This window comes from Poseidonocella sp. HB161398 (assembly GCF_005870025.1).
In the GTDB taxonomy this organism is placed as follows: Bacteria; Pseudomonadota; Alphaproteobacteria; order Rhodobacterales; family Rhodobacteraceae; genus Mangrovicoccus.
In genome coordinates this window covers 91,651-118,520 of record NZ_VATA01000017.1, presented here as the reverse complement: position 1 = coordinate 118,520, position 26,870 = coordinate 91,651, and the positions used below count along the sequence as shown (strand labels likewise).

21 protein-coding genes and 4 pseudogenes are annotated in these 26,870 nt (G+C 71.7%); 13 read left to right on the top strand and 12 right to left on the bottom strand.

Annotation, left to right across the window (positions count from 1 at the left end; translation table 11 throughout):
• Window positions 1-165: 165 nt before the first annotated feature.
• Window positions 166-1,560, bottom strand: a pseudogene (locus tag FGX59_RS15275) (IS5 family transposase); the annotation flags it as partial.
• A gap of 1,081 nt (window positions 1,561-2,641) precedes the next feature.
• Window positions 2,642-5,113, bottom strand: a complete 2,472-nt coding sequence (locus FGX59_RS15270) for a heavy metal translocating P-type ATPase (RefSeq protein ID WP_206078366.1) — start codon at window positions 5,111-5,113, stop codon at window positions 2,642-2,644.
• 208 nt (window positions 5,114-5,321) lie between these two features.
• Here FGX59_RS15270 and FGX59_RS15265 point away from each other — a divergent pair, with 208 nt between their 5' ends.
• From FGX59_RS15265 to FGX59_RS15240, 6 genes are all read left to right on the top strand, one after another.
• A complete protein-coding gene (locus tag FGX59_RS15265) occupies window positions 5,322-6,170 on the top strand; it encodes a MurR/RpiR family transcriptional regulator (protein ID WP_138467768.1) in 849 nt (282 codons plus the stop codon).
• 191 nt (window positions 6,171-6,361) lie between these two features.
• A complete protein-coding gene (locus FGX59_RS15260; RefSeq protein ID WP_138467766.1) occupies window positions 6,362-7,909 on the top strand; it encodes an ABC transporter substrate-binding protein in 1,548 nt (515 codons plus the stop codon).
• A gap of 51 nt (window positions 7,910-7,960) precedes the next feature.
• Complete coding sequence (locus tag FGX59_RS15255; protein ID WP_138467764.1) at window positions 7,961-8,884, top strand: ABC transporter permease; 924 nt, start codon at window positions 7,961-7,963, stop codon at window positions 8,882-8,884.
• Window positions 8,884-9,762 (top strand): ABC transporter permease, encoded by an 879-nt coding sequence (locus FGX59_RS15250; protein WP_138467762.1) that lies wholly within the window; start codon window positions 8,884-8,886, stop codon window positions 9,760-9,762. The genes FGX59_RS15255 and FGX59_RS15250 overlap by 1 nt, the downstream gene beginning before the upstream one ends.
• Window positions 9,762-11,441: an ABC transporter ATP-binding protein gene (locus tag FGX59_RS15245; RefSeq protein WP_138467761.1), complete on the top strand. Its 1,680-nt coding sequence runs from the start codon at window positions 9,762-9,764 to the stop codon at window positions 11,439-11,441. The genes FGX59_RS15250 and FGX59_RS15245 overlap by 1 nt, the downstream gene beginning before the upstream one ends.
• Complete coding sequence (locus FGX59_RS15240; protein WP_138467759.1) at window positions 11,438-12,358, top strand: hypothetical protein; 921 nt, start codon at window positions 11,438-11,440, stop codon at window positions 12,356-12,358. The genes FGX59_RS15245 and FGX59_RS15240 overlap by 4 nt, the downstream gene beginning before the upstream one ends.
• Window positions 12,359-12,386: 28 nt before the next feature.
• Here the strand turns inward: FGX59_RS15240 and FGX59_RS15235 are convergent, their stop codons facing one another.
• The 4 genes and pseudogenes from FGX59_RS15235 to FGX59_RS38740 all read right to left on the bottom strand — a co-directional run.
• Window positions 12,387-12,998: a VPLPA-CTERM sorting domain-containing protein gene (locus FGX59_RS15235; RefSeq protein ID WP_206078365.1), complete on the bottom strand. Its 612-nt coding sequence runs from the start codon at window positions 12,996-12,998 to the stop codon at window positions 12,387-12,389.
• A 190-nt stretch (window positions 12,999-13,188) separates the two neighbouring features.
• Window positions 13,189-13,947 carry a helix-turn-helix transcriptional regulator gene (locus FGX59_RS15230; protein ID WP_171060659.1) on the bottom strand — a complete coding sequence of 253 codons (759 nt, stop codon included), beginning with the start codon at window positions 13,945-13,947 and terminating at the stop codon, window positions 13,189-13,191.
• Window positions 13,948-14,135: 188 nt separating this feature from the next.
• On the bottom strand, window positions 14,136-14,729 hold the full coding sequence (locus FGX59_RS38745) for a LysR substrate-binding domain-containing protein (RefSeq protein ID WP_240722482.1): 594 nt from the start codon (window positions 14,727-14,729) through the stop codon (window positions 14,136-14,138).
• A 232-nt stretch (window positions 14,730-14,961) separates the two neighbouring features.
• Window positions 14,962-15,090 (bottom strand): annotated as a pseudogene (locus FGX59_RS38740) (LysR family transcriptional regulator); the annotation flags it as partial.
• Window positions 15,091-15,135: 45 nt separating this feature from the next.
• Here FGX59_RS38740 and FGX59_RS39695 point away from each other — a divergent pair.
• The 3 genes and pseudogenes from FGX59_RS39695 to FGX59_RS15215 all read left to right on the top strand — a co-directional run bounded on the left by FGX59_RS39695 (window position 15,136) and on the right by FGX59_RS15215 (window position 16,879).
• A complete protein-coding gene (locus FGX59_RS39695) occupies window positions 15,136-15,444 on the top strand; it encodes a redoxin domain-containing protein (RefSeq protein ID WP_370296034.1) in 309 nt (102 codons plus the stop codon).
• Between the two features lie 56 nt (window positions 15,445-15,500).
• A pseudogene (locus FGX59_RS39690) lies at window positions 15,501-15,713 on the top strand (peroxiredoxin); the annotation flags it as partial.
• Between the two features lie 377 nt (window positions 15,714-16,090).
• Window positions 16,091-16,879: an MBL fold metallo-hydrolase gene (locus tag FGX59_RS15215; protein ID WP_138467753.1), complete on the top strand. Its 789-nt coding sequence runs from the start codon at window positions 16,091-16,093 to the stop codon at window positions 16,877-16,879.
• On the opposite strand, the gene FGX59_RS15210 is transcribed toward FGX59_RS15215, so the two are convergent.
• On the bottom strand, window positions 16,798-17,580 hold the full coding sequence (locus tag FGX59_RS15210) for an AraC family transcriptional regulator (RefSeq protein ID WP_138467751.1): 783 nt from the start codon (window positions 17,578-17,580) through the stop codon (window positions 16,798-16,800). The genes FGX59_RS15215 and FGX59_RS15210 overlap by 82 nt on opposite strands.
• Before the next feature lie 66 nt (window positions 17,581-17,646).
• On the opposite strand from FGX59_RS15210, the gene FGX59_RS15205 reads away from it, so the two are divergent.
• Complete coding sequence (locus FGX59_RS15205; RefSeq protein WP_138467749.1) at window positions 17,647-19,020, top strand: SLC13 family permease; 1,374 nt, start codon at window positions 17,647-17,649, stop codon at window positions 19,018-19,020.
• A 323-nt stretch (window positions 19,021-19,343) separates the two neighbouring features.
• Here the strand turns inward: FGX59_RS15205 and FGX59_RS15200 are convergent, their stop codons facing one another.
• The gene (locus FGX59_RS15200) at window positions 19,344-20,258 is read right to left on the bottom strand and encodes a DMT family transporter (protein ID WP_240722478.1); all 915 of its coding nucleotides are present in this window, start codon (window positions 20,256-20,258) and stop codon (window positions 19,344-19,346) included.
• A 127-nt stretch (window positions 20,259-20,385) separates the two neighbouring features.
• Between FGX59_RS15200 and FGX59_RS15195 the strand changes: the two genes are divergently transcribed.
• On the top strand, window positions 20,386-20,871 hold the full coding sequence (locus FGX59_RS15195; protein ID WP_138467745.1) for an Lrp/AsnC family transcriptional regulator: 486 nt from the start codon (window positions 20,386-20,388) through the stop codon (window positions 20,869-20,871).
• Between the two features lie 1,005 nt (window positions 20,872-21,876).
• On the opposite strand, the gene FGX59_RS15190 is transcribed toward FGX59_RS15195, so the two are convergent.
• The gene (locus tag FGX59_RS15190) at window positions 21,877-22,152 is read right to left on the bottom strand and encodes a hypothetical protein (RefSeq protein WP_138467743.1); all 276 of its coding nucleotides are present in this window, start codon (window positions 22,150-22,152) and stop codon (window positions 21,877-21,879) included.
• A 154-nt stretch (window positions 22,153-22,306) separates the two neighbouring features.
• Window positions 22,307-22,489, bottom strand: coding sequence for a hypothetical protein (locus FGX59_RS15185; protein WP_138467741.1), 183 nt, complete (start codon window positions 22,487-22,489; stop codon window positions 22,307-22,309).
• Between the two features lie 697 nt (window positions 22,490-23,186).
• On the opposite strand from FGX59_RS15185, the gene FGX59_RS15180 reads away from it, so the two are divergent.
• Window positions 23,187-23,741, top strand: a complete 555-nt coding sequence (locus FGX59_RS15180; protein WP_138467739.1) for a hypothetical protein — start codon at window positions 23,187-23,189, stop codon at window positions 23,739-23,741.
• Window positions 23,742-24,179: 438 nt separating this feature from the next.
• Here the strand turns inward: FGX59_RS15180 and FGX59_RS15175 are convergent, their stop codons facing one another.
• Window positions 24,180-24,683, bottom strand: coding sequence for an RES family NAD+ phosphorylase (locus tag FGX59_RS15175; RefSeq protein WP_138467737.1), 504 nt, complete (start codon window positions 24,681-24,683; stop codon window positions 24,180-24,182).
• Window positions 24,680-25,150 carry an antitoxin Xre/MbcA/ParS toxin-binding domain-containing protein gene (locus FGX59_RS15170; protein WP_206078364.1) on the bottom strand — a complete coding sequence of 157 codons (471 nt, stop codon included), beginning with the start codon at window positions 25,148-25,150 and terminating at the stop codon, window positions 24,680-24,682. Before FGX59_RS15170 ends, FGX59_RS15175 begins: the two co-directional genes overlap by 4 nt.
• Before the next feature lie 1,299 nt (window positions 25,151-26,449).
• Between FGX59_RS15170 and FGX59_RS39685 the strand changes: the two are divergent.
• Window positions 26,450-26,773, top strand: a pseudogene (locus FGX59_RS39685) (hypothetical protein); the annotation flags it as partial.
• Window positions 26,774-26,870 lie beyond the last annotated feature (97 nt).

Genomic DNA, 26,870 nt, shown 5'->3' with positions numbered 1-26,870 from the left:
CTGTGGCGGGACGGAGACCGGGTGCGCGCCTGCTGGGGCCATTCAGTGCCGCTTCCGCGCCGAGAATGCCGAAAGCCGCATCGCCGGGGCCCCGCACGGGTAAGGGAGGTTCCAGAGGCCCGCGCATGATGTGGCGGACCACATCGTCGATCTTGGACAACGCGATCAGGCGGCGGCAAGGTCCCGGCGACGGTCCCGATCTGTGGTCATGGACGCGACGATGGTTGCGATGAGCCAGGCCCGAATGGCCCGCAGGCAAGCAAGGACCTTGCGGCTGTTGAGCCCGCAGCCGCAGAGCACCGCGAAGATCGCGTCGCCGTCAGTCCCTTTCCGCGGAGATCGCGACAGCCATCCGTCGTTCGGCCCGCTCACCTGGACCGGTGTTCGGGGCCTCACTGTGGCCGATCTCGGGCGCGGTGGAACTCCGGCGCCGCAAATCGGCGGCCAGGGTGGGCATCACGCCGCGGCGCTGGCCGCTGATCAGCACCTTTGTGGCGGTAATCTTGTGTCCGCGATAGCCGCGGTCGACCACGGCCAATCCCGGCCTTTCGCCGGTGATAACCTCGACTTGTTCCAGCGCAGCACCGAGCGTGTGGCCGTCATGCGGATTGCCCGGGAAACTGCGCGCGCCGACCACGAAGCCTTCGTCCAGCGTCGTCGCCAGGCTGACCTTGCAGCCGCATTCGCTGCGGATGCGGGCCTTGCCCTTGGAAATGCAATCCACCGCGGGCCCGTGCAGCGCGTAGATCTTGCCCCGGCCTTTCGGCGTCTGGTGCAGGAGCCGCAGCACCAGCGCGATCTTCGCCACCATCCGGTCGCGGAGGGTGCCCTCGGGGATGCCGCCGAGATGGCGGTGCAGGTCGCGCATCACCCTCCCGGTGTAACCCCTGAGCTTTTTCAGGGCCTTGCGCATCCGCCTGAACTGCCGGGCATGGGCGTCGCGGCCGACTTGGCGCGCTAGGCGCGGCGCGAGCCGGGCATAGGACTGGCGCAGCTCCCCCCGGCCTCCTGCGCCAGCGCGACCGGCTGCGCCTGGGGTCGTTCATGGAGCCGCGAGTCCGTCGTATGGGCGATGCCTTCCTGCGGGGCTTTCGCGGCGGCACTGGCGCCACGGTCCCCTCCGGACTCCAGACGGCCACCCGCTCGAGGCTGCGCCTGTCAATGGCCCCCGATGCCTTCCCGGCCTCATTCGTCGGGGAAACGCCCCACCGGGGCCTTTCCCGATCCTCCTCATTCTGCGCGGACATCCATTCGGCGCTGTTCGTCGGCGTGCTCGGACCAAGGGCGCGGGCCGCCTCGCTCGCCGATCCGCTTGCGCCACCGCGTCAGCGAGGCGGAGCGATGCCGACGGGAGGAGGATCAGAAAACAATCCGGGCGACTGTTTTCCCGGCGAATGTCTGCCCGGTGAAGTGCTTGCAGTACGAGCTCTCTATCCAGCCAGCGACGACGCCGCCATCGGAAAGGCGATCGGCATGCTGGAGCTGCAGAAAGCCCTTAACCAGGCGCGGCGGCGCGGCCGGATGGCCGGTCTTCGACGGGCAGAACCCGGACCACTCGCGCTTGAAGACCTCCCAGTCGATCAGCCCGGCGAGCTTCGCGATTTCGTGGCGCAAATCGATCATCTCGACCAGGCGCGGCCGGAGAAGGTCATTCTACGGGCTTGCGCCTTGCCACTGGCACGACGGTCCCTCGCATTGCTCTGGCCGGCGGGAACGATGATTCATCGGCGGCCTGGAATTGCAGGGTTTCGACCTGAAGCATGCCGAACCTTGCACCCCATGGCAAAGGAAACAGGACGAAATCCGCAGCATTTCAATGCCATGGGACTTAGTCGGAGCGAACCACATCGCGTCCGGCCGACGCCCGCCTCGCTGCGAGCAGGCGCCATCACGCGCAAAGGCCGGGTCTCCGTGGACGGGCTGGCGCAGCCGCGCCGGGCAGGGGGCGTCCGGAGCGGACCCGCTGCCGCAGGCCGGTCAGCGCATGCCGCAGGGTTGATCGCCCGCGCGGCGGGCCCGGAGGATCAGCCGGGGGCACCCCGCTGCCAGCCTGCTACCGGCCGCGCCGACCCGTCCGGGCGCGGGTCCTGCGGGGCGGGATGTCATCCAAGGTCTCCCCCGCCGACGGAGCCAGGTTCGGCGCCGCCGTCCATGATCCAGCCTGGTCGGTTCCGGAGAGCGCCGCCGGGACGGCACTTGCGGCGCGCGATCGGGGAGGGCAGCCCGAGCCAGGAAAGGAGCGCGCGCCGCCCGCGCCATGTTCTGCGCAAAGCGGGACCGGGACCGGTTCGGCGGCGGCCGGGCCGCCGGGACGGCCGAGGGGAGCATCCGGTGCCATCTCCCGTCATGAGGCGGCAGCGGTGGGGCGGCGCAGGCGCGTTGCTCAGGCAGCACCATTCCCGGCGACGCGAACAGCCGGGACGTCGCCATCTGAGCCAGGACGATGTCGGCGTCCCGCGCCGTCACCGGGCATGGTGTCAGGTCGGGTCAAGCGGCCAGCCCCTCGGGCGGCACCCGCGCCGGTGATGCTGGCCGCGGAGAAATGGTCCGCCAAAGGGGGATGGCGCGGGCGGGGCGGGCCCCGCCTAACGGCTCTTGCGCTCCGCGCGCCATGACCCACTTCGCCGCCGCCGGCGTCCCGTCACAGCTTGGCAGCACGCAGGCGGAGCGCATTGCCGATCACCGAGACCGAGGAGAGGCTCATGGCCGCCGCGGCGACGACCGGCGAGAGCAGCACGCCGAAGAGCGGATAGAGCAGCCCCGCCGCCAGCGGCACGCCCGCGGAATTGTAGACGAAGGCGAAGAACAGGTTCTGGCGGATGTTCGCCATCGCCGCCTGTGCCAGCCTGCGCGCGCGCAGGATGCCGCCGAGATCGCCCTTGACCAGCGTGATCCCCGCGCTCTCCATCGCCACATCCGCGCCGGTGCCCATGGCGATGCCGACATCGGCCGCGGCCAGGGCAGGGGCGTCGTTCACCCCGTCCCCGGCCATCGCCACAGAGCGGCCCTCGCTGCGCAGCCGCTCCACCAGCGCGTGCTTGTCCTCCGGGCTCACCCCGGCATGGACCTCGTCGATCCCGAGCTCGCGGGCCACCGCGCGGGCCGTCGCTTCGGCATCGCCCGTCGCCATGACGATGCGCAGCCCGGCCTCGTGCAGTGCACGGATCGCCTCAGGCGTCGTCTCCTTGATCCGGTCGGCCACCGCCACGATCCCCGCCGCGCGGCCCTCCACCGCGACGAACATCGCCGTCTTGCCCTCGCCCTGAAGCTCGGCGGCCCGCGCCTCCAGCGCGTCCAGCCCGGCGCCCTCATCGGCCATCAGCGCGGCATTGCCGAGCGCCACGCGGCGGCCACCGACCGTGCCGGTCACGCCCTTGCCCGTCACCGCCTCGAAATCGCCGGCGGAGAGCTCTTCCGCCCCCGCGTCGCGCGCGCCCGCCAGGATCGCCTCGGCCAGCGGATGCTCGGAGCCGCGCTCCAGCGCGGCGGCCAGGGACAGCAGCTCGGCCGCCTCGGTGCCTTCCGCCGGCACCGTGTCGGTCAGCGCCGGCTTGCCCTCGGTCAGCGTGCCGGTCTTGTCGACGACCAGCACGTCGACCTTGGAGAACCGCTCCAGCGCCTCGGCATCGCGGATCAGCACGCCGGCCTGCGCGCCGCGCCCCGTCGCCACCATGATCGACATCGGCGTCGCGAGGCCGAGCGCGCAGGGGCAGGCGATGATCAGGACCGAGACCGCGGCGACGAAGGCGTAGCTGAGCGCGGGCGAGGGGCCGAAGAGCGCCCAGGCCAGGAAGGCCAGCACCGCGACGGCCACGACGGCCGGGACGAAATACGACGCCACCCGGTCGGCCACCGCCTGGATCGGCGCGCGCGAGCGCTGCGCCTTCGAGACCATGCCGACAATCCGCGACAGCGTGGTGTCGGCGCCGACGCTCTCGGCGCGCATCACGAAGCTGCCGGACTTGTTCAGCGTGCCGCCGGTGACGGGCTCGCCCTCGGTCTTCTCCACCGGGACCGGCTCGCCGGTGATCATGCTCTCGTCGACGGCCGAACGGCCCTCGGTCACCGTGCCGTCGACCGGCACGCTTTCGCCCGGGCGCACGCGCAGGAGGTCGCCCGCGGCGACCTGGTCGAGGGGCACGTCCTCCTCGCCGGCTTCCGTCACCTTGCGCGCGGTCTTCGGCGCGAGGTCCAGAAGCGCGCGGATCGCGTCGCCGGTGCGCTCGCGCGCGGCCAGCTCCATCACCTGGCCGACCAGCACGAGGACGAGGATCACCGCCGCCGCCTCGAAATAGACCGGCGCCATGCCCATGCCGTCGCGCATCGCCTGCGGGAAGAGCCCCGGCGCAAGCAGCGAGACCACCGAGAAGAGGTAGGCCGCCCCGGTGCCGAGCGCGATCAGCGTCCACATGTTGGGCGAGCGGTTGACGATCGAGGCCCAGCCGCGCTTGAAGAACGGCCGGCAGATCCAGACGACCGGCGTGGCCAGCAGGAACTGCACCCAGCCGAAGGCGCGGTGGCCGATCCAGTCGGCGAAGGGCAGGCCCAGATGCGCGCCCATCTCCAGCACGAAGACCGCCGCCGCCAGCGGCGCGGTGATCGCCAGGCGGCGGCGGAAATCGGTGTATTCGGGGTTCGGGCCGCTATCGGCCGAGGGGGTCTCGGGTTCCAGCGCCATGCCACATTTCGGGCAGTCGCCGGGATGGTCCTGGCGGATCTCGGGATGCATCGGGCAGGTATAGATGGTGCCCGCGGGCATCGGCTCCGCCGCGGGGCGGTCCCCCAGATAGGATTGCGGATCGGCCTCGAACTTGGTCTGGCACTTCTGCGAGCAGAAATAGTGCCGATGGCCGTCGTGCTTGAGCATATGGGCGGCCGTCGACCGGTCGACCTGCATGCCGCAGACCGGGTCGGTGGCGCTCAGGTAGTCCTGCGGCGCGGCCAGGAATTTGCCGCGGCAGCCCTCGGAGCAGAAGTGATAGACATGCCCGTCATGCTCGGCTTCGGGCTTGCCCGCTGCGGGGTCGACGGTCATGCCGCAGACGGGATCGCGGGTGACCTTGGCGGCGCGATGGCCGGAATGCTCGTGGGCGTCTGCATGGTCGGCGTGCATGCGGGTCTCCTGTCGTGGCAGCGGGTACCTGGAGCACATGGTCGTTCCAGCCGCTGGAAGGTCAAGCCGCGGCGCGGAAATTCCCGGCCGGCTCCGCCCGGGCGGGTCCGGGGGCGGCCGTCCCGGGCGAAATCCGGACCAGATCGGCCCGGCGGCTTGAAACTTGGCGCCTGCAGTGTTTCAGTTCCGGAACAAGCGGGAGAGCTCCATGCATGACGTGTCGCAGCGCATCGTCGATATCTACGACGAACTGACCCGGTCCGAGCGGCGCATGGCCGACACGATCCTGCAGGCGCCCGATCTGGTGGCCGAGCTAAGCGCGACCTCGCTGGCGACGCGGGCCGGCGTGTCGAAGGCCACTGCCGCGCGGTTCTTCCGCCGCCTGGGCTATGCCGGGGCACGGGTGGCGCGGGCCGATGCGAAACGCTCGATCGACGGCGGCGGGCGGGAGCCGGAATGGCGCGCCCGCTTCGGCACGCCGCGAGTCAGCCAGGCGCAGCACCTGACCGCGGAGGTCCAGAACCTGACCCGCACGATCGAGCAGATCCGCTCGGACGATCTGGATTCCGCGATCCGCGCCTTCGCGCTGGCCGACAAGATCTGGGTGGTCGGCTTCGGCGAGAACTACCCTCTGGCGCATTTCGCCCGGGCGCTGCTGATCCGCGTCAAGCCCGATATCCGGATGATCCCGATCGGCGGCTTCTCCGTGCCCGAGGAATTCGCCTCGATCCGCGCCTCGGATGCGGTGCTGGCGCTCGGCGTCGGGCGGCGGACGAAATCGCTGCGCTCGGTCATGGCCTCGTCGCGCAAGGCGGGGGCGCATGTCACCTTCATCACCGACCAGATCGCGCCGGTGGCGGAGGATGCGGCCAGCGTCACGCTGCGCTGCCGCACGAAAGGGGCCGGCGCTTTCGACAGCGTCGTCGCCCCGGTCTCGGTGCTGACCTATTTCTGTTCCTCGCTGGCGCTGCGGATCGGCGAACCGGCGCTCGAGCGACTCGAATACATCTCGCAGATCCATTCGGAATGGGCCGAGCTCTCGGGCGACGACTTCTGATCGCAACCCTGCGGCCGTGCCGCCGCGCCGGTCGGCAATTTGGATCAGACCTGAAACTTTCAGGATCAGATCTGAAACTTTCTTGACCGATGGCGCTGCCTGTCGCCTCCTGTTGCTGCCGAGACCCGGCCGGGCGCGACACAGATCGCGACAGCGGCCAGGCGCCGGTCCACATGACAGGGAGTTACCACATGACCGCCAACCGTCTGCGCCAGCTCGGGCTGGGCGCCGTCCTGGGCTGTGCCGCTGCTTCTCCGCTGGCCGCGAAGGACATCGTCTGGGCCCGCTACGGCGATATCGACACGCTGGATCCGCACCGGGCGACCTCGACGCTCTCGCTGCAGGTCTGGAGCCTGATCTACGACACGCTGCTGGCCACCGACGCGACCGGCGCGCCGGTGCCGAACCTCGCCGAGAGCTGGGAGGTGAGCGAGGACGGGCTGCGCTACACCTTCCATCTTGCCGAGGGGGTGATGTGCCATGACGGCACGCCGCTGGACGCCAATGACGTGAAATACACCGTCGAGCGCGCCTTCGACGCGCAGAATCCCTCGGTCACGCAGGCGAGCTGGGGGCCGATCACCGCGGCCGAGGCCGTCGACCCGCTGACGGTGAAGCTGACGCTGTCCTCGCCCTTCGTCGCGCTGATCCCGTTCCTGGCCGACAGCTTCTCCTCGATCCTCTGCGACACCAATGCCGAGGCGGAGGGCTTCGGCACCAGCGCGGCGATCGGATCGGGCCCGTGGATGCTCGACAGCTGGACCAAGGGCGACCGGATCGTCCTGTCCAGGAATCCAGCTTATGTTAATCACGGCAAGCTCGCCGAAAATCCCGGGGCGCCCTACATGGACCGGCTGGTCGTCACCACGGTGCCCGAGCCGCAGACCCGGCTGGCCGGGCTGAAGACCGGCGCGATCCAGATCGCCGAGCCGCCGCTCGACGACGTGCCCGCGCTGCAGGAATCCGGCGAGCTGAAGATCGCGATTGCCGAGAATACCGGCCAGAACGTGTTCTGGGAATTCGCGCTGCACCGCGCGCCCTTCGACGACCAGCGCGTCCGCGAGGCCGTCGCCCGCGCCACCGATGTCGATACCGCGCTGATGCTGATCTACGGCGATCTCTCGATCCCCGAGCAGTGCCCGATCTCGCGCGGCGTCTTCGGCAATGACCAGGAGTTCTGCGCCGCGCACCGCGCCCAGTACGATCCCGAGGCGGCCAAGGCGCTGCTGGCCGAGGCCGGCGGCTGGGGGCCGGACAATCCGCTGGAGGTCAACATGCTGGTCTGGACCGGCGGCAAGCGCGACCGGCTGGCCGAGGTGTTCCAGGCGCAGCTGGCCGAGGTCGGCATCAAGGCCAATATCCAGATGATGGATATCGGCACGATGAACGCCCGCGTCCGGCAGGAGAACGAGACCCCCGACGGCATCGGCTCGATGGATATGATGACCTGGTCCTGGTACGATCCGGACATCCTCTATGCGCTCTGGCACTCGCCCGGCGCCTATCGCGGCTACACCTCGCCCGAGCTCGACGCGATGCTGGAGAAGACCCGCGTGCTGGCCGATCCGGACGAGCGCAAGGCGGCGGTCGAGGACGTGATGGCCTATCTCCTGGACAAGTCGATCCACGTGCCGCTCTACACGCCGGGCTGGGAATGGGTCTTCGCCGTGCGCCCCGAGGTCGAGGGCTTCCATGTCGCGCCCTTCGTCTATCCGGTCTTCAACGACGTGAAATTCTGACGCCCCGGCGCGGCCTCAGGGCCGCGCCCGCCGCACAGGAAGGACCGCCCGATGCTCTCCTACCTCTCCAAGCGCCTCGCCATGGGCCTGGCCACGATCCTCGTCGCCACGGTCGCGGTGACGCTGCTGATCCATCTGGTGCCGGGCGATCCGGTGCAGATCATGTACGCCCAGAGCCAGGGCACCACGCCCGAGCAGCTGGAGGAGATCCGCGCGCGGCTCGGCCTCGACCAGCCGATCGCCGTGCAGTACGTCCAGTATCTCGGGCGGCTGCTGCAGGGCGACATGGGCGTCACGATCCGCGGCCAGCAGCCGGTGGCGGATCTCTTGATGGCGCGGCTGCCGAACACGCTGCTGCTGGCCTTCTCGGCCATGGCCATCGCCGTCGCCATCGGGCTGCCCGCGGGCTTCTGGGCGGCGTCGCGGCGCGGCACCTGGGTGGACAGCGCGGTGATGATGACCGCCATCGCCGGGGTCTCGATCCCGCATTTCTGGCTGGGCCTCGTGCTGATGTTCTGGTTCGCCGTCGATCTGGGCTGGCTGCCGGTCGCGGGCGGCGGGCCTCTGGCGCTGGTTCTGCCCGCCATGACGCTGGGCCTGTCGAACGCCGCCATCGTCGCGCGAATGACGCGGTCGAGCATGATCGACGTGATGGAGCAGGATTTCGTCCGCACCGCCAATGCCAAGGGCCTGCCGAAGGCCATGGTCCAGTCGCGCCACGTGCTGCGCTCGGGGCTGATCCCGGTCGTCACCATGATGGGGCTGCAATTCACCTACATGATGGGCGGCGCCATCGTGGTCGAGAACATCTTCGCCTGGAACGGCATCGGGCGGCTGGCGATCGAGGCGATCTTCCAGCGCGACTATCCGGTGATCCAGGGCTTCATCCTGGTCTTCGCCACGACCGTCGTCGTCGTGATGTTCCTGCTCGACCTCGTCTACGCGCTGCTCGACCCGAGAATCCGGAGAAGCTGATGGCCGATATCGCCCAGACCGCCCCGCCAGAGACCCGGCGCAAGGCGCGCCCGCTCTGGCGGCGCATCCTGCGCAGCCCCGGCGGCGCCATCGGCGCGGCGCTGGTCCTCGCGCTGGTCGTCTCGGCGCTTGCCGCGCCCTGGCTGGCGCCCTTCGATCCCGCGAAGATGGCCGCGGGCCGCCCGCTGACCGCGCCTGGCGCGGCGCATCTCCTCGGCACGGACGAGCTGGGCCGCGACGTGCTGTCCCGCATCCTCTACGGCGCGCGGCTGACGCTGCAGATCGGCGCCATCGCGGTCGGCATCTCGCTGGTGCTGGGCCTCGTCACCGGGCTCTCGGCGGCGCATTTCGGCGGCTGGCCCGAGCGCATCCTGATGCGGGCGACCGACGTGCTGTTCTCCTTCACCGAGACGCTGATCGCGCTGGCCTTCGTCGCCGTGCTGGGCCCGTCGCTGACCAATGCGATGGTCGCGGTCGGCGTGGCCGCCGTGCCCTTCTATGCCCGCACCGCCTATGCCACCGCGCTCGGCGAGGTGGCGAAGCCCTATTACGAGGGCGCCATCGCCGCGGGCGCAGGCCACATGCGGCTGATCCTGCGGCACCTGCTGCCGAACGTGCTGCCGGTGATGATCGTGGTGGCGACGCTGGGCCTGTCGAACGCGATCCTCGCGGCGGCGGCACTGGGCTTTCTCGGGCTCGGCGCCCAGCCGCCGCAGCCGGAATGGGGCTACATGCTGTCCGCCGGGCGGGACTTCATGACCCGCGCGCCCTGGCTGATGCTCTATCCGGGCCTCGCCATCGCGCTGACCGTCTTCGCCTTCAACATCCTCGGCGACGCGCTGCGCGAAGCCATCGACCCCAGATCGGAGGGCCGCTGATGCCCGTTCTCGACGTGACCGGCCTGTCCATCGCCTTCGGCGCACTGCCCGTGGTCGAAAACCTGGACCTGTTCATTGCCAAGGGCGAGACCCTGGCCCTTGTCGGCGAGAGCGGCTCGGGCAAGTCGGTCAGCGCGCTGTCGCTGATGGGGCTGCTGCCGCGCGGCGCCCGGCGGACGGGCGGGCGCATTCGGCTCGGCGGCACCGACATCACGGATCTCGCCGACCGGGAGATGCGCAGGCTCCGCGGCCCGCGCATGGGGATGATCTTCCAGGAGCCGATGACCAGCCTGACCCCGGTCCTGACCATCGGCCGCCAGATGACCGAGGCGCTGGCGGTCCACAAGGGGATGACGGGCCCGGCGGCGCGGGCCCGCGCGGTGGAGATGCTCGACGCCGCGGGCATCCCGCAGCCCGCGGCGCGGCTGGCGCAGTATCCGCATGAATTCTCGGGCGGCATGCGGCAGCGGGTGATGATCGCCATGACCCTGGCGCTGGAGCCGGAGCTGTTGATCGCCGACGAGCCGACCACCGCGCTCGATGTCACCGTGCAGGCGCAGATCCTCGCGCTGATGCGGCAGCTGGCGCGCGAGACCGGGACCAGCCTGCTGCTGATCACCCATGACATGGGCGTGGTCGCCGAGATGGCCGACCGGGTCGCGGTGATGCGGCGCGGCCATCTGGTGGAGACCGGCACCGCGCGGGACATCTTCGCGGCGCCCGCGCAGGGCTACACCCGCGACCTGCTGGCCGCGGTGCCGCGGATGGACGGGCCGCTGCGGCGCGATCCGCCGCCCGCCGCCGACCGCTCGGCCCTGGCCTTCCGCGGCATCGGCCGCAGCTTCGGCGCGCGCGGGCTCTTGTCGCGCCGCGCCGGGCACCGGGCGCTCGACGGCATCGACCTGGCCGTCGCCCCGGGCGAGACGCTGGCGCTGGTCGGCGAAAGCGGCTCGGGCAAGTCGACCTTGGGGCGGATCGGCGCGCGGCTCGACCTGGCGCATGAGGGTAGCGTCCACGTGGCGGGAGAGGAGATCACCGGCCTGCGCGGCGCGGCGCTGCGCAAGGCCCGCGCGCGCGTGCAGATGGTCTTCCAGGACCCGTTCGCCAGCCTCGATCCGCGCTTCACCGCCGGGGCGACGCTGGCCGAGCCGCTGGCGATCCATCGCGGGCTTTCGGGCAAGGCGCTGCGGCTGGCGGCCGGGGAGCTGATGGAGCGCGTCGGCCTCTCCGCCGCGATGCTCGACCGGCTGCCGCACGAATTCTCCGGCGGGCAGCGCCAGCGCATCGCCATTGCCCGCGCGCTGGCGCCCTCGCCGCAGGTGGTGATCGCCGACGAGCCGACCTCGGCGCTCGATGTCTCGGTGCAGGCCGCGATCCTCGAGCTGCTGCTCGGGCTGCAGCGCGACACCGGGCTCGCCTTCCTCTTCATCACCCATGACCTCGCGGTCGTCCGCCGGATCGCCCATCGCGTCGCGGTGCTGCGCGGTGGGCGGCTGATGGAGCTCGGCCCGGCGGAGGCGGTGATGGACCGCCCGCAGCACCCCTACACGCAGGCGCTGATCGCCGCCGCGCCGGTCCCCGATCCCGGCGCCCTGCGCGCACCGCCCGTGCCGCCCGGCCCACCCGCCGCGGCCGGGCCGCTGCACCAGACCGGCGCGGGCCACTGGGTGGCGGGATGACCATCGGCATCGCCGCTTCGGGACGGGGCGCCGGCCAGGCGATCCTCGGCGCGCTGGCGCGGGCCGAGGCCGTGGGCACGGGCGCGATCGGCGGTTTCGTCAGCTTCGCCTGCCTCGGGCCGCAGGGGCTCTGGCGCTGCGGCATCCAGCAGGGCGGCGCACGGGCGCTGCTCGAGGCCGGGCTGCCCGGCGCGGCGCTCGGGGCGGACCGTGCCGTGCTGATGTCGAGCGGCCCGCACCGGCCCGAACCGCTGTCGCAATTCACCCCCGGCGATGCCGCGGCCGGGCTCGTGACCGGCCACCGCTTCCCCAATCTGCGCGGGCCCGACGGCACCAGCCCCGCCGGGGCCGCGCTGGCCGCGATGGCCGCGGGCCAGTCGCCGTCCGAGGCCGCGTCGGGCGTGGCGGAGGCCCGGCCGGGCGCGGATGCCGGGCTGGTCTGCCTTGGCCGCGACGGCCGGATCGGGATGGCGAATACCGCCCATGTCGCCGCCTTCCCCGGTCTCGGCGTGGCACTGCAGAGCCGCGGCGGCGCCCATGCGGGCATCCTGTGCAACGGGATCGCCCATGGCGCGCTGCTGGCCCCCCTGATCGCCGAGATGGCGCTGGCTGCGCTCGATCCGCCGCGAGTGGCCGGCCGGGTGATGCTCTGCCGCGGGCTGCCGGTGCGCCAGGGCGCGGCGCCGGAGCTTCAGCTCGATGCCGAAGGCCGGCCCGAGTTGCTGATCCTGCCGGGCTGGCGCCCCGCGACGGGCTGCTGGAGCGCGGGCTACGGGCCGCAGGCGCTGCTGACGCAGGGCGGGAAGCGGCTGGGACAGATCATCGACGAGCCCTTCCTCGGCGGGGACGGCAGCCGGATCGACAGCTTCGACGGCAGCCCCGCCCTCGAGATCCGCTATGCCGCGCTGCCGGGCTGAGGCCGGACGGGCGCCGCCGGAAACGGGCTCAGCGGCGGCGGCGCAGGAGGCCGAGCGCGGCGAGCCCGAAGGCGGCCAGCGGCAGGGAGGCAGGCAGGGGCGTCGTCGCGGTCGGGACCGGGCCGGGCAGATCCATGGCAGACCCATTGCCGATATTCAGCGTCACCGTCTCGCCATTGGAGAAGGCGTAGATGAAGCGGCCGAGATTGAATGGCGCCTCGGACAGGGGACCGGGCCAGTCCTCTCCGGTCCAGGCATTGGTCCCGCGGAAATAGCCGCCGTCATAGTCCCCGGCGCTCTCGTCGATGACGAAGGAGCTGTCGCCGGAGGCGTCATGATCGAGCTGGAGCGCCAGACCGCTGCCCGGCACGGTGCCCAGGGTCTGCCAGGTCGCGCCGCCGGAGCCGGGCTTGAGCAGGTCCCCGACATCCGGAACATCCGAGAAGACATAGAACCGCCCGGCATAGTCGCCCTCGCCCAGTCCGGCGAGGAGGCCCTGAACACGGCTCGAGTTCCAGGTCCAGATGCCGCCGGCCGTTCCGCCCGACAGATAGGGTCCCGGCGTCAGGCCCGTGAGATCGAGCGATCCGGCATACTCCGCGTAGATGCCCGCCGCATCCTCGGTGATGTTAATGACCACCGAGGCTTGCGCCCCGGCGGCCATGGCCGCAAATGAAAGTCCCGCGGCGACTGAAGTTCTGAATTCATTCATTGAATGTTTCCACCAATCGAAGTCAGGTGGCCCTGTAGCCGTGGAAGAAATGCTCCACGCGGAAAAGGTACCCTAACGTCATCTGGCGCCCTAGTTATCGAATTCGATAGGGCGCGGCTCAGAGCCGGAGCTGTCCGCGGACGATGGCCTTGGCGATGGCCTGCTCGCGGGTGCGGGCGCCCATCTTGCGGCGCGCGTTCTTGACGTGGTGGCGGACCGTCACCTCGGCGATGCCCATGCGGTGGGCGATCTGGTCATTGGACAGGCCGGAGGCGAGATAGCACAGCGCGTCGTGCTCGCGGCTGCTCAGGAGGTCGTAGAGGAAGCCGATATGCCCCTCGGCATCCTCTGCCGTCGGCGGAACGACATGCTCGGCGATGACATTGCCGATCAGCGACAGCCCGTCCCGGCCGAGACCGGCGAGCGCGCCGTGGCACTCCCGCGAGGTGGAGAAGGACAGCAGCCTTTCCGCCCCGGGAAACAGGCCCTGCCCCGCGAAGCAGAAGAAGGAATCGGCGTCGTAGCGCAGGAACAGGGCCTGCAGCGACCGGCTCATCGCCTCCTGCCCCGCCACGATCGGCATGTTCTTCGCCTCGAGATGCCACAGCTCGCCGACCCTCCCGGCCAGCCGGGCATGCAGCACCGGGTCGACGGTGGCGTATCCCTCCTGGACGTATTCCTCGTGCCCGACATGGGTCGTCAGCGAGGATCGCCACCAGTTCGGGAGATACTCGCCCTCGGAGAACTCGGCGACATTGAAATCCATCGCCCCAAGGCGGCGGCAGAGACCGAGGGCGGCGGTCCAGGTGTCGCCGCGCGCGGCCGCGTCCTTCATCGTCTGCAGGGCATCCACGAGCGTATTGGCCAGGGTCGGCATGGGAAATCCTTCGATCGAAAGTAATTGCCCTAAGGTAAGCAATGACGGTGGTGTCCGGCAACCCGCCGCACCGGATCCCGCCCGCTGCGCGCTGCGCCGGGCCGCCGGATGCCGCCAGGTTGGGCAGTTGCGCCGCCAAGGGATCCGCGAACGGGACATGCGCCGCGCAGCCGACGCTCCGGCGGGGGTCACGGTCCGGGAAAGCCCGCCGGGCGGAGGTGGCCCTCGGCACTCCTGCCGGATCCGCCGCCAGCACCTGGGGCGGGATGGCCGAGGGCCCCCTGCGGCGCGGCGAAATCCGGCCCTGGGACGCGGCGCGCGCGCGGCTTGCGGAAAAGCGCCGTCCGCGCCGCTCCCGGGTGCCAGGCCAGCGCCACGCGGCGCGGGCAGGCATCGGGCAGCGGCGTCAGGCGCAGGCCGGCAGTGACCTCCACCCCGGCGCGGATCGCGGGCTGGGGCGGCAGCGTGATCCCCTCCCCCAGTCTGGCGACCAGCGCCGCCAGGCTGGTCGCGGCAAAGCTGTCCTCCGCCGTCCGGATCCGCCCCGGATCGGCCGCGGGCGCATGGCGCTGCAGGCAGTGCCCCGTCTCCAGCCGCATCAGCTGGCCGCCTTCCGCCAGCGCCTCGGCCCCTGCGGGTGCGGGCCGCCCGGGCGGAGAGGCCAGCTGGCAGCCGCCCGCGAAGAGCTCCGTCAGCTCCGGCGCCCCGGTATCGAAGGGCAGCGCAATCAGCGCCAGGTCGGTCCGCCCGGCGGCAAGCCCGCCAATCAGGCTCTCGGTCATCTCCTCGCAGATAGAGCCGCAGCCCGGGAAAGGCGGCGGGCAGCAGGTAGGGACCGATCATCGGGATCGAGCCCGGCATCAGGCCGTCCTCGAACGGGTTGCGAGGCCCGCGGGCCGGGGTCTCGATCTCGCCGGCTTCCGGCGGCATCCTGCGGCCGCGGGCGGCGATCCCTTCGCCCGGCGGGGTCAGCAGAACGCCGCGCCGCGCGCGCTCGACCAGCCGGATGCCCGGCCGCCCTTCCAGAACCCGGATCGCGGCGCTGAGCGCCGGCCGGGTGACAAAGCACTGCCCGGCGGCGCGCGAGAAATTCAGCGTCTCGGCAAGCGCGGCGAGGAAGCGGAGCCAGCGCAGCGCGACCATCATGGAAAACCTCTGTCACAGACAGAGGCCCCGCCGGTTTCTCCTGTGAATATCGGGCGGCAATCCCCGTCTCGCGCAATCGCTGACCAGGAGGAATGCCGCCATGACGGCAGGCAGCCGCCCCGCCCGACCCCGCTTGAACGAGCGCGCCCCGGGGTTCGGCGCCCCCGCCGCCCATGGGCGCCGGAGCCCCGGGACGATCGCGGCAAATGGCTGGTCCTGTTCTCGTATCCGGCCGATTTCACGCCGGTCTGCACTACGGAATCCATCGCCTTCGCCGCGCAGCAGCAGGCCTTCGCCGCGCTTCCGGCCCGTCGATCGGCCGCACCCACAGCCACATCGACCGGCGGCTGAGCATCCGCAAGAAATTCGGTGTCGAGCTGGGATTCCCGTTCATCGCCGAGCTCGGCATGGCGGTCGCGCAGGCCCATGGCATGAGCCAGCCCGGCGCCTCGGACACCGCGGCCCTGCGCGCCAGCTTCGTGATTGCCCCCGAGGGCAGGCTGCGGGCGATGGTCTGCTATCCGGTGAATGTCGGCCGTTCAGTCGGCGGGATCTGCCGCCTGCTCGCCGTGCTGCAGACCGCCGAAGCGCATGGCTGCGCCATGCCCGCGAACTGGCAGCGGGGCGAGGAGGTGATCGTGGCCGTCCCTGCCGCGCCCGGGGCCGCCCCGGCCTGCCCGGCGAGGGCGGCAGCACGATCGACTGGCATTTCCCGACCCGCGCGCGCTGAGCCCTGCCCTCCTCGCCGCGCGGCGCGGAGGGCGGAACATCCGTCCCGGGAGCCGCCCCCGCGCGGAGATGCCTTGGAAGACGGAGAAGGACCAACCCTGTCGTCGCACCCTTCCGGGCCGGCCCGCCGTAAGCTGGCAGCCTGTCCTCCACGAATCCGCCATCATGAGGGCGCAATGGCCGATCCGGGGCCCGGCCACGTTCCGCGGGCCGGGCCCGCCGAACGCTGGCAGCTTGTCTTCCACGAGTCCGTCTCCATGAGGGCGCGGTGGCCGATCCGGTGGCCGGCTACGATGCGCTGGCGAATGCCGGGCGGCGGTTCGGCCATGTCGGCGCCGCGGGGATCGAGCTGGAATGGATCCCCCGACACGCGTCTCCATGCCGGCCACGTCTTCGCCGCGCCCCGGCTGCAGCGCAGATCGGCGAGCACGTGGCCGGGGTGCAGACGCTCTGGCAGCAGCCCTGCAACCTGCCCGCGGAGGTCCGCGCGGACGGTCGGCAACGGGACCAGCTCTCCATCGGCGGCGCGCAGGTGGTGGTCGGCAAGGCGCCGTTCACGGCGATGTCCCCGCCCGGCCATGTGCTGGGCTTGCGCGCTTGCCTCCCCGGCGGCGCGGCATTCGTGCATGACACGCAGATGATGCCCGGCAGCGGCAGCGCGCGGATGTTCCCGGCGGCAGATTCTCGGCGCTCCATGCCAGCGATGCCGCAGACCTGCTGCCCGCGACCCGGGGCTGCACGGGCCGGGGCTGCGGGGCGGGAAGAGTGCTGCAAGACAACTGTGGCCGGGCATCAGGCCGCCAATGCGCAGTTGAAGGCCGCGCCGTCCCGGACGGCCAGGCAGGCGTTGCGCTCGGCGACACTGCCCCTGCCCCGCGTGATGCGTGCCGCGCGGCAGGCCAGCATCCACGGCGGTCGCCTGCCCGCGCCGGAGGAGACCGGCCGCGCCTTCGGCAGCCGCCGGGCCGCGGCGGCTCAGGCGCGGCGGCGCCACTCGCCAGGGGTCATCCCGCTCTGGCGGCGGAAGGCGGCGACGAAGGCCGAGGGGGTGGAATAGCCCAGCCAGTGGGCCAGCTCGGTGCTGCTGCGCCCCGCCTGCAGCCCCTCGACCGCCAGAACCAGCCGCAGGCGGTCGCGCCAGTCGCGCCAGCCCAGCCCGGTCTCCTGCGCGAAGAGCCGCCCGAGCGTGCGTTCGGAACTGCCGACGCCCTGCGCCAGCCTCGCCAGATTGCCGGCCTCGGCGGGATGCGCCATCAGCCGCGCCATGACCCGGGCGAGCCGCGGATCGCCGGCGCCGGGCAGGTGCAGCTCGGGCCGTTCCAGCCGCGCGATCTCGTCGAGCAGCACCCAGCAGAGGCGGCGCGCCTCGGCGGGGCCGAGCGGGCTCTCCTGCCCCGTCGGGGGCATCAGCCGCCGGCCGGCCCCGCGGATCAGCGGCGTGGCGCGCAGCACGGCGGGCCGCGGCGGCAGGCCCGTCCGCGCGGCAAAGCGCGGCGCGATCGCGAAGCACTGCACCTCCATCCGGCCGGAGAAGTCCAGCTCGGGCGCCGTGCCCGGCGGCAGCCAGATGCCGCAGCGGTCGGGGATGAACCAGTGGCCCGCGGGCGTTGCCACGCGCATCAGCCCGTCGAAGCAGAAGAGCACCCGGACCTCCGCCCGCAAGGGCGCCGCGGGCAGGCGGCCGCCCCGGTCGAGGATCCCGGACCAGGCCTCGACCGGCCGGGAGCGCTTTGGCGGAAAATCGACATCTTCTGTCATGATGTCGTTCTACCGCGGCGGAGGCGCCGCGGCTAGATCTGCGGCGATCTTCCAGGGACCTCCGTCATGACACGCAGCAAAGAGTGCATCGTCGCCCTCATGGCCCTCGCCGCCGGGGCCTGCATCCTGTTTCCGCCCGCCGCCATGGACGCCCGCCAGGCGCAGATCTCCGGCGTGCTCCTCGTGACGCTGTCGCTCTGGGGAACCGGGCTGGTGCCGGGCTATGTCGCCTCGACCTTCCTCTTCGCGGCGCTGATCCTCGCCGGGCTCGCACCGCCCGGGCAGGTGTTTGCCAGCTTCTCCTCCTCGGCGATCTGGCTGGTCGTCACCGGCGCGGTCATCGGCGCGGCGGTCACCGGCACCGGGCTCGGCGCGCGGCTGGGCGCGCTGGCGCGGCCGCACCTGTCGCAGAGCCATGCCGCGCTGATCGCGGGGCTGATGCTCCTCGGCATGGCGCTCGGCTTCGCGATGCCCTCCTCGCTCGGCCGCGCGGCGGTGCTGGTGCCGGTGGGCATGGCGCTGGCCGACGCGCTGGGGCTGGAGAGGGGCACGCCCGGGCGGACCGGCGTCGCGGTGACCATCGCCATCGGCACCAACATGCCCAGCTTCGCCATCCTGCCCTCGAACCTGCCGAATGTCATTCTCTCGGGCGTGGCCGAGCGCTCGCTCGGGGCGGAATTCAGCTACGGCGCCTATCTCCTCCTGCATTATCCGGTGCTGGGGCTGCTGAAGGCGGCGGCGATCGTCGGGCTGGTGCTGGCCTTCTTCCCGGCGAAGATCGGCGCCCGCCCCGCTGCGGCGGCGCCGGAGCCGCAGGATCCGCGCCGCCAGGCCGCGCTGGTGGCGATCCTGCTGGCCACCCTGGCGCTCTGGTCGACCGACTGGCTGCACGGCATCAACCCCGCCTGGATCGGGCTCGGCGCGTCGCTCGTCCTGATGGTGCCGCAATTCGGCTTCGTGCCGCCGCCGGCCTTCCGCGCCGCGGTCGACTTCCCGACGCTGCTCTTCGTCGCCGGGGCGCTGACGCTCGGCGCCGTGGTCAGTTCCAGCGGGCTCGGCGGGATCATCGCGGGCGCGGCCCTCGACACCCTGCCCTTCGCCGAGGGGCGCGGTTTCGCGAATTTCATGTCGCTCTCGCTGCTGGCGGCGGGGACGTCGCTCTTCACCACGATCGCCGGGGTGCCCGCGGTGCTCACCCCGCTCGCGCCCGAGCTGGCCGGGGCGACGGGCTTCCCGCAGGAGGCCGTGCTGATGACCCAGGTGGTCGGCTTCTCGACCGTCCTCTTCCCCTACCAGGTCAGCCCGCTGATCGTGGCGATGGGGCTCGCCGGGGAAAGCACGCGGCCGCTCCTGCGGGTGATGCTGGCGCTCTTCGCGGTGACCGTCCTGGTGCTGATGCCGCTCGATTTCCTGTGGTGGAAGCTGCTCGGGGCGATCTGAGCCCCCGGGGAGGCCGGTCGGCGCCGAAGATGGCGGCGATCTTCATGCGGACCGGGCGGCGTGACCGGCGGAGAAATGGCCGGGATCTGCGCAGTGGCGCGACGGCTCGCGGACGGGCCGCGCCGGGCGATCGGCGCAATCGGAAAGCCCCGTGGCCAAAGGCTCCAATGGCCGGTCGCGGCCGCGGCGGAATGCATGCTCCATCTCGATGCCCCCAAGGGGGCGCGTGCCACTCTGCAGCGGTGCCCGCCCGTCTTGGCGGCGGAATGGAGCGGCCCGCATTGCGGCGCGGTCGATCCGGCCGCCGCCGCCGGGTCCCGCCGTCAGCGGCTGGCCGCCGCGCGGGCGGTCAGCACGATCCCGGCCATCACCAGCGCCAGCCCGGCCAGGAAGACCGGCGAGAGCTGGTTGCCGAGGAAGGCGACCGAGCCCGCCACGCCGATGACCGGCACGCCCAGCGTGACATTCGCCATCGCGAAGCTGGAGATCCGCCGCCCGTGTTCGGCCGAGATAACGAAGCAGGCCGAGGTGGCGACCGGGCCGATGAAGACCAGCAGCTCGACCAGCGGCAGCGACCAGCCGATGCCCTGCGGCACGCCCTCGCGCAAAAGCGCGATCGCGCCCAGCGGCAGCGTCGCCAGCAGCATCTGCCAGGGCGCCAGCGCCAGCGGCGGCGTTTGCCAGCGGTGGCGCCGCACATGCAGGATCACGGCCGACCAGCAGACCGCCCCGGTCAGCAGGAAGCCCGCGCCCATGAAGGCGCCCGGCCGCTGCCAGTCGGTCTCCAGCGGCGAGCAGATCAGCGCCACCCCCGCCAGCCCGATCGCCAGCGCGCCGAGCTGCGCCCGCCGCGGCCGCTCGCCAAGTGCCAGCCAGGCCAGCAGCGTGCTCCAGAGCGGCGTGGTATAGGCCAGCAGCACCGAATGGCTGGTATCGGTCTGCGTCATCGCGATCATGCCGAGCCCGGTGAAGGTCATCATCTGCAAGAGCCCGATGCTGGCGATGATCGGCAGGTCGGCCCGCACCGGCAGCACCAGCCGGCCGCGCAGCGCCAGGAAGGCCAGCAGGCAGATCGCGGCCGAGCCGAAGCGGAACGTCGCCAGCCAGAGCGGCGGCATCTCGCCAAGCGCCATCTGCGTGGCGGGCCAGCTCAGCCCCCAGAGCAGGACCATCGCGCCGAGCCACGGCCAGCTGGCGGACGGGCTCGGTCGGGAAAGGGCGGCATCGCAGCAGGTCATCATCGGTCTCCGGCACTGGCATTGCGGGGAAGAATGCACCTGTCCAGCGGAAAAATCCGACCTATGATCCCCCGTACTGGCGGAATATAGGATAACCATGCCTGAAACGAGCGGATGAGAGGTGGAAATGACCCGCGACCGGATCGAACTCGACGCAGCCAGCCTGCGCATCCTCGACGCCCTGCAGGAGAATGCCGAGCTGAGCAATGCCGAGCTGGCGGAGCGGGCGCATCTGTCGGCCTCGCCCTGCTGGCGGCGGGTGGCGCAGATGCGCGAGGCCGGGGTGATCCGCGGATCGGTGGCGCTGGTCGACCCGCTGCAGCTGGGGCTCCTGGTCAATGTCTTCGTGCATGTGACGCTGGAGAAGCAGGACAAGGCCTCGCTGCGGACCTTCACCGACGCGATCGAGGGGCGGCCCGAGATCATGGAATGCTACCTGATGACCGGCTCGGAGGATTTCCTGCTGCGCGTGGTGGTCGAGGATCTGCTGCGCTACCAGGAGCTGGTGCTGGACATCCTGACCCAGATCCCGGGCGTGGCGAATATCCGCTCCAGCTTCGCGCTCGACCAGGTCAAGTACACCACCGCCCTGCCGACCGGCCATCTGCGCTGAGCGGCGGCCCGGGCGGGCGGGCCGGGGCGGACACCGGCGCTGCGGCCTGCCTTCGCCATGCGCCCGCCCATGCCGCTCCGCGGTACCGGGCCCGGACTGGCGCCATGCCGCGCCCCGCCCGGCCCGAAACGCCGGCCTTTCTGCGGGCCTGCGACCTCCCCGCCGCTGGGCCGGTGACGCTCTCCCGGGCCGCCATGGCGCAGCGCTTGGAGCGCAAAGGGAACGCCCATCGCCGGTGGCGCAGACTTGGCCTCCGATCAGGCCGGGCGCCTTGCGGATGGCATTGACCGCCCGTCCGGGGCTGCGCCGGGACTGCAGCGCGCAGGAGGCGTTGCGGATCCTGCACCCCGGGGGCGTGCGAAAGCGGCGGTTCAGCCGGAGTGCCTCGGGCGTCAAACGGGACATGGCCCGGCCTTGCGCTGAAACAGTTCCGGCCGCGGGAGCATCTGGGCGGGTGCCCACAGCGGCAAGGTCCCGGTCGCCGCTGTCCGTCGCCCGCCCGGTCAGGCGCCGCGGGACGAGCTGCGCCGCGGCCGGGGCCGCGCACGGTGCCCCGCCGTCTGCCACGCCGCTGGATGCAAGCGGTGGCGGCACGGCCCGTCGGCACCCCCTTGCGCGGCAGCTCCGCCCCGCGTCGCACAGCCGGGCACGAGCGCCGATCCCGCCGTGACGGCGATGCGCTATGCGCCAGGCTGACGTTAAGCGGCTGATCGTGGTGAAAATCTCGCGCACACGTTCGCAGGCCCCAAAATCAAGGGAAAACATTCCAAGATTGGGAAAATCCGCTTCAAAGGGCGATTCCTTCAGCCATGCTGGAGAACAATTTTCCAACTTCGGAAGTTCTTTCGATCGGAGCCGGAGTTATTCAACAGTATCGGCCGTGAACGCCCCTCCGGTCCGCAAGGACCGGATGACGCCGTCCCCTGCAGGCAGCAGCGAACGGCGATCCCGTGCATCTCTCTCCGCCCGGCGCCCGGCCCCGCCGAAGGCTCTGCGCCCTCTCCCTCACGGGCAGAAGCACTCACGCAACAGGCCCAGTCCGGCCGGGCGCCGGCTCTCCCCGGGGCCCCGGGAAGACGGCACCGGACCCTCGCGCCGGCCCTGGCGGGGCCGGGCCCAGCCGAGGCGGATGGCGAGGAAATCGACCAGCGCCCGGCCGGGGATGGAGGGGCCGCCGACGAGGCGCGCGCGGACCTCCTGCGCCTTCACTTCGGCATAGCTGCCGGGGATCGCGCGCAGCCGCCCCGCCTGCAGGCCCTCCTCCACCGCGAAGCGCGCCACCCGGGCGATGCCAGGCGCCTCGCGGCCATTGGCCCGGACGCGGCCGGGCGGCCGTCAATGCGCAAGGGCCAGCGCGACCGCGCCGGGTCGAAATTGACGGAAAGGCACTGGTGGCGGTGCAGATCGCCGGGATGGCCGGGCGTGCGGTGCGCTTTCAGACCACCATCGGCTCGGGGCCGGGCTTGCGTGGCATCAGGCCGCTGTCGGACAGCGCGCCGCAGCGGACGGCGACAGCGCTCGCGCCCTGTGCCGGATCCTCCAGCGGATCGGTCAGCGTCTGGTCGATCTCCGCCTGGGGTCGGAGCCGGGCGAAATCCCCGAACAGCGGGCGATCCACAGCCGCCCGTGCGACGCCGCCGGGGCTCCTGCAGATTTCCGTGGCGGCCTTGCGTTCGGCCAGGATCCGCTGCGTGGTAGCCTGGTGGCGCTGCCCCTCCCCGGTCAGCGCCCGCGCAAGGGCGGAGCGGGATAGCAGCCGCAGCCCAGCCGCGCCTCGGCCCGGCCGAGCGTCCGGCGGACCCCGAGGGCATCATCCCCAGCCGCCGCGCCGCGGCCGAGACGCTGCCTTCGTCGAGAATGGCGAGGACGACCTCCGTGGCGCACAGCCGATGCGGGCCATGGGTCGTCCTCTGCCCAAGGTCAAGAAAGGGTTGCTTCGGCAGCTGCCAAACCTGCCGCGCTGCGTCGTCCAAGCGGGCGGGCTTCCCGCCGTCCGGGCAGACCGGCGGCGCGCCAAGGCACGAAAGACGATCACGGTCGAGCCCGCCGCCGGCCGCACTCTTCCGCGGCTCCCTTGCCAGCGGTCCGGCAGGATTCTCGCCGAAGGGCCCGCTTCCCGAGATGGCGGAGGATCGCGGCGTGTCCCTTCCCGCCGCGGGGCGGGTCGTGCCATCCTGCACCCTCGGCGTGGCCATCTTTGCGCCGCTGGTCACGCCGACGGCCGGGCGGATGGCAGAGCGCGCTGCGCGCCATCGCCTCTGTCTGCTCCAAGCCGCTGCTCCGGCGCGTGGCCGCGCTCTCGGTCGCGGAACTGCGTGCTGATCCTGCTGGCGGCCGAGAACCTCCTGGCAGCGCAGGCGCCCGGCTATGGCGTGCAGCTCGGCGCACGGGCTGACCGCGCTCTGCCAGGGCACCGTCTCCGGCGCGCGCCGGGACGGCAGGCGGGGGCGCTCGCCGCGGTCTTCGCGGTGCCGCTGGCCGTCCTGCTGCGCGGGTGCGGCGCGAAATGCGGGCCTTATCCTGTCGGCGGCGCGGCTTTTCCGCCATCCATGCGCCGCAGGGCCGTTTCAGCGGCCCTCCTCCGCACCCGGAGCCCTGTCCAGTCGAGGCGGCCGCTGCTGCGGACCTTCGGGACAGAGCGGCGGGAAGCCGGGATCGCCGGCCACCACGAGGCGCGCTTTTCCCGCGCCGTCGCGGAGGCCTTCCCCCGGCGAAGGCGCCCGGAGGCTGTGACCGGGGCATGCCGCGGGGTCGAGGCGGCCGTCGGCAGGATGCGCCGGACGGGCATCACGGCGCCTGATGCCGGTGTCGGCTGCAGGGCCCGGGGACCGGTGCTGCCGGAACGGACCTGCCGGATGCTGCAGCCCTGAGCGATGCGGCCCGCCGGTTCCGGGATGGTCGCGCGGACTGCCGGCACAAGGCCGATCTGAGGGCCGGGCCTGCTGACGGGCGGCAGACCCATCGCGGCAGGCGTCTCCAGCAGGCTGCGGGGCAGCACCCGACCGCCCCTGGGACGGGACATCCGTCGGGCAGTCCCGGGTCTCTGCATGAAGTTCTGCTTGCACGCCCTTAAAAAGACGCCGGAAATTTTCGTTAGGACGAGCTTGCAACTGTCGCCGGCAGCCTGCCGGAAAGGCCGGTACCTGATGCCGCCATCTCGCCCGGCACGCTGCAGACCGCCGCGGACAACCCGCCGGGGTCCGTCCCCGGATCGCCGGCAGGGACGGCGATGGCCTGCATGCCGCCGCCCCGGCTGCCCGCCCGATGGCGCCCCGGTCATCGGCACCGGGCCGATGGCCGTCCGGACCTCAGGAGGCCGCCTGCAGCCGCGGGTCGAGGGCAAAGCGCTCCTGCGTGACATCCTCGTAGAGCCCCTCCGCCTGGTCGGCATCGAAGACCAGGTTCCAGCTGTGGCGCGACACGGCCGAGGGGATCAGGATGCAGCCATGCGCGCGCAAGAGGTCATTGCCGTGGCTCTGCTGGTTGCGCCCGGGCGTGGCCGGGGTGATCCAGTTCGGGTTGGGGATGGCCTCCGGGGCGACGACATGCAGCCGCGCGGGATCGCGGAGCCGCGCGGAGGTCAGGTAGTGCGGCGCGGTGTCGAGCACCTCGAAGCCCTTGTGCACCGCGACCTCGAGGCAGGCCGTCGCCGGGTCGAGCGAGGCATAGACCGCCCGCACGCCGCGGCTGTTCCAGCGCCCGCCGACGCGAAAGGCGCCCTCGCCGGTATGCCAGGCGGCGCGGTGGCGCTCCTGGTCGATGCGCCAGAGCCTGATCTCCCCCGTGCCGAGCGGCGGCGGCAAGGGGATCATGCATGGACCCCGTATTCCAGCCGGGTCAGGTATTCCTCGACCGCCTCGATCCCGGCCGAGGTCGCCAGCAGGTCCACGGGCTTGCGGTTCGCCAGGCCGATGGCGGGGCGGTCCATCCAGGCCTCGGCCGCCTCCTGCGAGCCCATGACCTCGGCGGCATGGGCGAAGATCTCGGCAAAGCGCCAGGCGCGGCTGCTCTGCTCGACGCTCAGCAGCTGCGGCGAGCGCTGCGCCTTGTGACGCTGCAGCGTGCGGAGGCTGAGCCCGACCGCCTTCTTCAGCGCGTCGCCCTGTTCGAGAAAGCCCACGGCCGAGACCAGATGCAGCAGCGCATCGGCCGGCAGGCCCTTGAGCAGGACCTCATGGGCATCCATCACCGTGCGGACCTGCGCCCGGATCGCCTTCTCGCCTCCGAGGAGCCCGACCGCCGGGCCGACATCGCCTTCGAACTGCACCGCATCCATCATCCACCGGCCTCCTTGCCACGTGTCGCTAAATATGCGCCACATGACGCCAGATTTCAAGGCCGCCGCGCGGATCGCGGCCCGGAGATGCGCCGGGCGCCTCCTGCGGCCCAGCCTCGCGCGCCGCGGCGGCGGTGTCCAGCGTGCAGCGGATGCCCGGGGCCACGGCAGCCGGGAGGTCCGCTCCGGCCGGAACCAGAGGTGGCCGAGCGGCGCCGGCCTCCGTCTCCGGCTTGCGCCGCGAAGGGAGGGAGTGCGGATGCCGAGCGGGCCACGGTCATGGCGGCGGACAGCTCCCGACCGGTTCTGCGACGGCGGCGATGCCCCCCGGTCCCTGCCGCGAGCAGAGTGCAAGCGGTCCCCGCCGCAAGGGACATAGAGGGGGGGGTCGTTGCAGAACTCTCAGGGGATCGAGAGTTATCCCGATAATCCAATAGGTTAACGGACTTTCATGGCGAATCCCGAACCTGCCTGCTACCGCAAGGCGTACGGGAAGACCTGAAGCGCTGCGGCTCGCTGACCGTCTGGCTGGACCGGGACATGGCCTGGCGCGTGCCGAAGGAGAGCCGCCCAGGGCGCGCGACTGTCTTCTGCGAACGCGTGTCTGCAATGGCGTTGCTGCGCAAATGGAAGGGAGATTCACCGCGTGACTCCAGAGTGCTAGCTGGTCGGCATGAGCAGGCCTCGAAGCCCCCCTGCAAGACCGCCAGCTTGCATGCGCATGATCAGCCGCTGACGCAGCGCGGATCGCTGACGGTCGGGTTCGATCCCTCCCTGCAGCGGGAAGCGGGGCCGTCCGGACGGCGTGACCGCCAGCGGGCCTGAAGTGAATGAGGAGGATCAGGAAATCGTCCGGGGGACGATTTCCCCGGCGAATGCGATCCAGACCGGCCTTGCGGTCAGAATCCTGAAGAGCCTGCCACTCTGGCAGAGTGAGCCAGTTTAGCGCCACTGGTTCGAACCCGCTGGCGAACGGTTTCGCGGCAAGCCTGCCGGATCGGTCCGTTCCGGAGGTCAGCCCCCCGCCACGCCGCCAGAGCGAGACCGGACCGCGGCGCCGACAGCGCCGCGAAAGCGCATCGAACAATGGACGTCGCCATCCCGTATCGCGGCTCCAGGGGGGGCTCCCCCTGCTCGTCCCTCTTGGACATTGCGGCGCAATACCCTGCTGGGCAGCGGACAGCACCGGGATCGGTGTGGAACGCGAAGCGACCGTGGCCTCGGCGGGACCGCGAAAGCGCAGCACGGTACGCGCGCAGGCAGGGCGGCTCGAAACGGCGTATTCGCGGATCCGCCCGGACCGGTGGGGCGGCCCGCTCATGGCGCCGGATCCACCTCGGGGCCGGCGAGGGGTGACGAGGATCAGGAAACCGTCCGGGGGACGGGGGTCCTGACGAACGTGGAGCAGAGCGCCGTCAAGGTAACCTCCGGCGATGTCGAGCCGGTGAACGCCTCCGGTCCGGGCGAAGCGGCGAGGGATGCTGCCGGCCCGCCGGTGCAGATCCCGGCGGGCGAGGAAATCGCCACCGTCGCGGCCGAGTTGCCACCGGGTCAAGCACCGCTGGCGACGCCCATGACACGCGCGCCTGCCATGACGCCATCGCTGCCCGCGGTGCGGCGGCGGTTCGCCGGGCAGGGCTCCGCCCGTCCAGCCTCCAAATCCTCCAAAGGAGGATTTGCCGCTGATGCGGACCGGCCTGAACTCCCCCGGACCTTTCGCTGG

Coding starts and splice junctions, on each gene's coding strand:
- FGX59_RS15175 (WP_138467737.1), bottom strand. CDS start 24,683: ATGATCCCCTTGCCGCCGCCGCTCGGCACGGGGGAGATCAGGCTCTGG.
- FGX59_RS38745 (WP_240722482.1), bottom strand. CDS start 14,729: ATGACCGAGAGCCTGATTGGCGGGCTTGCCGCCGGGCGGACCGACCTG.
- FGX59_RS15255 (WP_138467764.1), top strand. CDS start 7,961: ATGCTCTCCTACCTCTCCAAGCGCCTCGCCATGGGCCTGGCCACGATC.
- FGX59_RS15200 (WP_240722478.1), bottom strand. CDS start 20,258: ATGACCTGCTGCGATGCCGCCCTTTCCCGACCGAGCCCGTCCGCCAGC.
- FGX59_RS15250 (WP_138467762.1), top strand. CDS start 8,884: ATGGCCGATATCGCCCAGACCGCCCCGCCAGAGACCCGGCGCAAGGCG.
- FGX59_RS15265 (WP_138467768.1), top strand. CDS start 5,322: ATGCATGACGTGTCGCAGCGCATCGTCGATATCTACGACGAACTGACC.
- FGX59_RS15245 (WP_138467761.1), top strand. CDS start 9,762: ATGCCCGTTCTCGACGTGACCGGCCTGTCCATCGCCTTCGGCGCACTG.
- FGX59_RS15240 (WP_138467759.1), top strand. CDS start 11,438: ATGACCATCGGCATCGCCGCTTCGGGACGGGGCGCCGGCCAGGCGATC.
- FGX59_RS15195 (WP_138467745.1), top strand. CDS start 20,386: ATGACCCGCGACCGGATCGAACTCGACGCAGCCAGCCTGCGCATCCTC.
- FGX59_RS15270 (WP_206078366.1), bottom strand. CDS start 5,113: ATGCACGCCGACCATGCAGACGCCCACGAGCATTCCGGCCATCGCGCC.
- FGX59_RS15210 (WP_138467751.1), bottom strand. CDS start 17,580: ATGACAGAAGATGTCGATTTTCCGCCAAAGCGCTCCCGGCCGGTCGAG.
- FGX59_RS15205 (WP_138467749.1), top strand. CDS start 17,647: ATGACACGCAGCAAAGAGTGCATCGTCGCCCTCATGGCCCTCGCCGCC.
- FGX59_RS15260 (WP_138467766.1), top strand. CDS start 6,362: ATGACCGCCAACCGTCTGCGCCAGCTCGGGCTGGGCGCCGTCCTGGGC.
- FGX59_RS15170 (WP_206078364.1), bottom strand. CDS start 25,150: ATGATGGATGCGGTGCAGTTCGAAGGCGATGTCGGCCCGGCGGTCGGG.
- FGX59_RS15230 (WP_171060659.1), bottom strand. CDS start 13,947: ATGCCGACCCTGGCCAATACGCTCGTGGATGCCCTGCAGACGATGAAG.